This is a genomic window from Magnetococcales bacterium, from assembly GCA_015231925.1.
In the GTDB taxonomy this organism is placed as follows: domain Bacteria; phylum Pseudomonadota; class Magnetococcia; order Magnetococcales; family JADGAQ01; genus JADGAQ01.
On the sequence record JADGAQ010000214.1, the window covers coordinates 1 to 6,789 of the forward strand.

Sequence of the window (6,789 nt, forward strand, 5' to 3'; positions counted from 1 at the left end):
TCGGCAAGCGCCTCTTTCATGCGGTAGTGCTTCAGCATCGTCTCCACTCTTCCCACACAAGCCGCCACCTCCCCCTGCCCGGCCAGCATTTTCATCCGGGGCAGCAACGCCATGCACGGACGCGGGCGACTGGCGCGTACATGGACCAGCATCTCCTCAACCACCGGCAGGACACCTTCCCGCTCCGTTTTGCCGGCTATAGCGGAGACCCGGTCTTCCCGATGCGGTTGCAATACCCGAATGGCCTCCTCCACACTGCCCACCACCCCCATCAAGAGCTGCCCGAACTCCTCCAATCGTGCCGGAACCAGCTCCCCGTCCCGGTGCAACTCCTCCTCCAGAACCTGGCAATGCTCCTGAAAGGCGACCGCTCCCAGGGTGCCGGCAATACCCTTCAGGGTATGCAACAGCCGCTTGGCCCCGGCATCGTCGCCATCGGTGAGCCGCCGGCGCAAATCGATGTCCGCCTGATGAGACCCCTCTATGAAACGCTGCAGCAGGGAGAGGTATAGGGCCCGATTGCCTCCGAGTCGGGTGAGCGCCTGTTCCGGCCGGAGGCCGGAGACCTCCGGAAGAATATCCGGCTCGGTGGTTATTTGTCGCACCTTGCCTTGGGAATGGCGCGCCAACACCTCCTCGGAACAGAGATGTTTGGCCAGTATGGCAAAGAGCTGATCCATACCCACCGGCTTGGTCAGATAGTCGTCCATGCCTGCCGCCAGACAATTCTCCCGTTCTCCCGACATGGCGTTGGCCGTCATGGCGATGATGGGCAGCGACTCGAACTCCGACTGCAGACGAATCAGACGGGTCGCCTCGTAACCATCGAGGACCGGCATCTGCAAATCCATCAATACCGCCTGGCACGGCTGGCTTTCCAGACACTCCAGCGCCTCTTGTCCGTTGGCGGCCAGACAAACCGTGGCCCCCACCAGTTCCAGCATCTCTTTGGCCACCTGCTGATTGAACGGATTGTCCTCCACCAGCAATATCGGCTTGGTCAACGCCGCCGAAAGCACCTGCCGATAATCCTCCAAGGAGAGTTTCACCAACCCCGACAACTCCATCGCCTCCGCCTCGGGAGCGATGCCGAACCGGGCGGTAAAGGCAAACAGGCTGCCCTTGCCAACTTCGCTCTGCACGCTGATCGTGCCCTGCATCATCTCGACCAGACGCTTGCTGATTGACAAGCCCAACCCGGTGCCACCATAGCGGCGCGTGGTCGAGGTGTCCGCCTGGGAAAAGGCCTGAAACAGCCGTTCGGTCTGTTCCGCATTCAACCCGATGCCCGTATCCCGGACCGTAAAACCAACGGTGACCTCCCCTTCGCTTCGGGCCTCCGGAACCGCCTTGACCTCCACCTCGCCCTCATGGGTAAATTTCACCGCGTTACCCGCCAAATTGAGCAGAACCTGCTCCAGGCGCAGGGGATCCCCCACCAGAACGGACGGAAGCGCCGCATCCCGGCTCACGCGAAAGTGCAACCCCTTTTCGGTCGCCTTGAAGGCGAGCAGCGTCGCCACCTGATCCAGAACGCCGTCCAGCCGAAAGGCAACCCGCTCCATCTCCAGCCGGCCGGCCTCGATCTTGGAAAAATCCAGAATATCGTTGAGAATACGCAACAGCGAGTGGGCCGCCCGATCGATCTTGCGCAGATAATCTTCCTGCTTGAGCGTCGGCCCGGTTTGCAGGCAGAGACTGGTCATGCCGATAATGGCGTTCATCGGCGTGCGAATTTCATGGCTCATATTGGCCAGAAACTCACTTTTGGCCCGGTTGGCCTGCTCCGCCGAGAGCTTCGCCTGGCGCAATTGGCTATCCATCTCCTTGCGACCGGTGATGTCTTCCTTGACCGCCACAAAATGGGTTATTTCCCCACTGTGGGCCCTTAAGGGCGAAATGGAAACCGATTCCCAGAACAGTTCCCCATCCTTCTTGCGGGTGCGAAATTCCCCGTGCCACTCCTGTCCGGCCAGAATGGTTTGCCACAGGGACTGATACTCCTCCGATGAGGAGTAGCCGGACTTCAGAATACGGGTATGTTGCCCAACCGCCTCCTCCGGAGAATAACCGGTCTGCTCGGTGAATTTGGGATTGACGTATTCGATGATGCCCTTCATGTCGGTGATGATCACCGAGACCGGGCTCTGCTCCACGGCATGGGACAGCTTGTGCAGCATCTCTTCAGCCCGCTTTCGCTCGATCAGGCTGGCCAGCGTGTTGGTGATCAGCACCAGATACTCTTCCATGATCTCTTCCTGCCGGGTGCCCTCCCTCACATAGAGGGTCAACACCCCCAGAAACCGCTTTCCCGACTGAATCGGCAGACTGAGAGGATTCCGGGACGACAACTCCGGCATGCGCATCTCCCGGAACTCCTCCAACTGCGGAGCGGCCCGGCCACACAGGCATGTATCGCACGGCACCTCGGCACACTGCTGCTGCAAGGCCGGTGGAAACCCCCGATGGGCCACCCGGATCAGGCGGGAATGGGTGGCATCCAACAGAAATATCGCACCCTGGGCTTCGATGCGCAGCCAAGACTGACCGAGAATGCCACTCAACGCCTGATCAAGAAGGGTGGCAAGGTTCTCCTGTGAAAGGGAGAGTTTCAGGATTTCATTGATAACCCCTTTGATCCGATTGGCGTTCTCCGCCTCCCCCTTGGCGCGGAGCAGCGCCTCCTCGGTTTTTTTAAGATGCGAAATATCATGAAAAAGCACAACAAAACCGGAAAGACGACCCGATGCGGTATGTATGGGCGTCAGGCGAATCTGTTGCCATATCGGGGTGTCGCTTTCCGCTCCGGGACCGCCTGTCCCACGAATCGGCAGTGATCCCCGCCAGGACTGCCCGGCGGCCATCGCCTCCCGAACCGTCTCACGTTCGCTGCCATCGGGAAGGATCCGGTCCAGTTCAACAATCCGTCTGCCCAGGATCTCGTGAGGAGGCAATCCGCTCAAGCGGGCAAATCCGGGATTGGCATATTCGATTTTGCCGGTCAGATCCGCCAGGAGAATCGCATCTTCGGAAGCCTCCACCGCCTGTTGCAGGCGTCGCTGCCGGAGAGTTGAGGTATTGAGCCGCAACAGAACGTGTACCAACAACCCCAGAAAGATGAGACTGGAAAAAAAGAGGACAATCTGATACCGGGTGGCGCCTTCCTGCCTTTGCTGCAAGTGGCGTGCGGACAAGTATGCCAGCTGGTTCCAGGAATCGGCGAGAGGCAGATTAACCATCAGGCCGATCAACCGCTCCACCTCCAACTCACCTTCCAGAACAATCCGGGCATGCGCCGCAATCGAAACAAGCTCATCGACCTTCGAAAGTTCCTCAATCTGCTGCGTCGCCGTGGCTGAGAGGGGAGATACCCCCGGATTGGCCGCATGCAACAAAATCTTCTGCAGCAGATCATGAATCCGGGCCGAAGAGATAGCCGAACCAGTCGCGGGAATGACCCGGTCAAGAGCGCTTTTCTCCGTCACCAGAACGGAAAGGTAGGCGAGGGAATTCTTCAACAACGCATAACGGGTCAGGAACCGATTGATCAGATCGCGTTTTTTTTCCACATCGTTACGCACCTGGCTCAGCGCCTCCCGATACTCCGCCGCCTCCCCGTCCAGCGGGAGAGCCAGGGATTCGGCCTTTTTCAGAGCCTCGACGTTCTCCTGCCGATAGGCCGCGATATCGTCATAATGCCGAAGAATATCATGGCGGATCTGAACGAGGTTCTGGTTGATGCGGGCTTCGAGGGTCACCATGCGGGCGACCAGTTGCTCGATGGCGCGATAGGGACGCTGATCCACCTGGGAACGCAGGGCAAACCAGGTTATCAATACCCCGCAGAGTACACCCAATCCCCAGCGCAACAGAGTCCCCCGCTTCATTCATTTTCTCCCGAGGGAATGCGGGTCAGGCTCTTCAGAAAAGCCACGATGTCGCGTACCGTTTCCTGAGGCAGGTTTTGTCCCAACTGCATGCGCCCCATGGCGGAAACCACCTCTTCCAGAGTGGCGATCCGCCCATCGTGCAGATACGGAGCCGTCGCGGCCACATTGCGCAGACCAGGTACCTTGAAGAAATGTTCCTCCGGCCCCTGCGACATGGATTCAACTTCCCCACCTGAATCAAAAATTCCGGATTTCTGAAACAGATTCCCCCCCAGGTTGACCCCCTGGTGGCAGGAGGCACAGCCCAATTGTTTGAAGAGGAGATACCCCTGCCTCTCCTCTTGCGTCAGGGCGGTCTCTTCTCCCAGAAGGAAACGGTCGAAACGGCTGTGCGGGGTGATCAGGGAACGCAGATACTCGGCGAGAACGGCCTGAAGGGTGGCCGCCTGGATACCCTCGGGAAAGAGGCGGCGAAAATCCTGTCGATAGCCGGGATCGGTGGAGAGTTTTTTCACCACCTCCTCCCAACTGGAGCCCATTTGAGACGGCACTTCCTCTGCAACCACGGCTTCCAGGCTCTCCGCACGCCCCTGCCAGTAGTGGGCCACATTGAAGTGAACATTGTAAACCGTCGGGGTGTTGTACCTGGAGTCTTCCCCGTTTGCCCGCCTGGAACGGGCTTTTCCGTCCACCCCGCCACCCGGAAGGGAATGGCAGGTGGCGCAGGATTGAGACTGGTTGAAGGAGAGGCGCACGTCGCGAAATAACCGTTGTCCCAGCCACACTTTGTCCCGATCCAGATCGACACAGGGTGGAATCGGCTGAACGGGCTCGTCCGCAACCCCTCCCGCATGGGAGAGGGTCGCGACGACAAGAAGCGCCGGGATCAGAATGCCCCGGAATGGTCTAACGCACTTCCGGAACATGATCCTCACTTTCCCGTTCTTTCCAACTCTCCCTCACTTCCAGAACCTGCGGCAAAACGCCCAGGAACAGCGGTACCAGACGGGGGTCGAAGTGGGAACCCGCCAGCTCCTGCAGGAGCGCCACAGCCTTTTCCACCGACCAGGCCTCCTTGTAGGGGCGTTTGGTGGTCAAGGCGTCAAAGACATCGGCGATGGCGACGATACGCCCCTCCAGGGGGATCGCCTCTCCTTTCAAACGCCGGGGATAACCGCTGCCATCCCATTTTTCGTGGTGAGTCAGAGCCACGATGCGGGCGGTCTCCAACAAGGAAGAGCTCTGTTTGCCGATGATACCCGCCCCGATGCCGGGATGACCGCGCATGATGCCCCACTCCTCTTCGCTCAAGCGGCCCGGCTTCATCAGAATCAGATCGGGAATACCGATCTTGCCGATATCATGCATCGGGGCCGCCTGGAAAAGGATCTCCGCTTCCCGCTCCCCCATGCCGGAAACCAACGCCAGGAGTCTGGAATAGTGACTCATGCGAATGACATGCAGCCCGGTTTCGTTGTCCTTGAATTCCGCAGCGCGCCCCAGACGGCGGATGATCTCCAGCCGGGTGGCCTCCAGCTCGATGTTTTTCTGGTGCAACTCCTCCGTTCTCAAACGGACCTTCTCTTCGAGCACCTCATTGGCCAGGGCCAGATCCCGTTTGGCATGGGCCAGAGCGAGATGGGTCTTCACCCGGGCCTTGACCACCGCCGGGCTGAAGGGTTTGGTGATATAATCCACCGCCCCCAGCTCCAGGCCATGGGTCTCGTCTTCCGTCTCCTGTTTGGCGGTGACGAAGATCACGGGGATGTCCCGGGTGCGCACCTCCCGCTTCAAACGCCGGCAAACTTCGTACCCATCCATTTCCGGCATCATCACGTCCAGAAGAATCAAGTCCGGTTCACGATCCGGGATATCCTCCAGCGCCGTCTGCCCGTCCAAAGCCACGCTCACCTCGTAGGTGTCGCCCAGGGTCTCCAGCAGGATGTCGATGTTGGTTTCCGTATCGTCCACCACAAAAATCCGCGCGGCTTCTTCCTCGACCATGGTCCTCTCCTGTCGCATCGTGGCTCACGGGTCCGCAGCGGCCCGAAGCAGCTCGTTCAGTTCCTGGGATGCCTCTTTGAAGCGGTATTTGCGAATCGTCTTGACCAGTTGGTTTACCCGAACCCGCCACTCGGGAGGCCACTCCTTGGCTTCGAGACGCTCCACCAGGGGGTGACAGGCTTTGGGCTGCCGGGCTTGCAGCGGCTCCTGCAAGGAGTGCAACAACCCTGTAAGCTCGCTCACCCCCCCCGTCGGAACCTCACATGCCGATGAGGCGACCTCCGGCAAGCACGACAAGGCCGTCAACAACGGCACGAGATGGCCCTTCACCCCCTCGAAGAGCGGATGAAGGATCTCGCACCCCTCGGTCAACGCCTGTTCCAAATGGAAGGTGGCCTCGCGCAAGGGCTCGGCGCCGATGCTGCCCGCCAGCCCTTTGAGGGTGTGGGCCAACCGAATGGCCTCTTCCCGCTCACCCCGACGCCACTTCTCTTCGATAGAGGCCAACACCTCCGCCTGGTCCACGGCAAAACGGCGCAACAACCGCTCCAGCAGCTCCCGATTTCCCGCGCAGCGTTGCAAGGCCAGCGTCCAGTCCAACCCCGGAAGGCCCGGGAGGGGCTCGTTTACCACAACCTTTTCGAGAGGATACGGCAACGCCTCTTCCCCACCGGAAGATCTTCCCGGAACCAGCCAGCGCATCAGAGTCCTGAAGAGGTGCTGGGGGTCAATCGGTTTGGCGACATGATCATTCATGCCGCAATGCAGGCTCTTCTCCCGATCTCCGACCATGGCGTTGGCCGTCATGGCAATGACCGGCAGGGTCAGCCCCAACTCGCTGCGAATGCGACGGGTGGCCTCGTAGCCATCCATCACCGGCATCTGCACATCCATC

The 6,789-nt window shown here is 59.8% G+C and carries 4 protein-coding genes; all 4 read right to left on the reverse strand.

Annotated features, from left to right (window positions below):
* The coding region (locus HQL56_17225; GenBank protein ID MBF0311261.1) for a PAS domain S-box protein at positions 1–3,887 on the reverse strand (3,887 nt) is incomplete at its 3' end.
* Positions 3,884–4,816 (reverse strand): c-type cytochrome, encoded by a 933-nt coding sequence (locus HQL56_17230; protein MBF0311262.1) that lies wholly within the window; start codon positions 4,814–4,816, stop codon positions 3,884–3,886. The genes HQL56_17225 and HQL56_17230, both read right to left, overlap by 4 nt.
* The gene (locus HQL56_17235; GenBank protein MBF0311263.1) at positions 4,797–5,894 is read right to left on the reverse strand and encodes a response regulator; all 1,098 of its coding nucleotides are present in this window, start codon (positions 5,892–5,894) and stop codon (positions 4,797–4,799) included. The genes HQL56_17230 and HQL56_17235 overlap by 20 nt, the downstream gene beginning before the upstream one ends.
* Before the next feature lie 24 nt (positions 5,895–5,918).
* Positions 5,919–6,789, reverse strand: an 871-nt coding sequence (locus tag HQL56_17240) for a response regulator (GenBank protein ID MBF0311264.1), incomplete at its 5' end; no start/stop codon positions are given.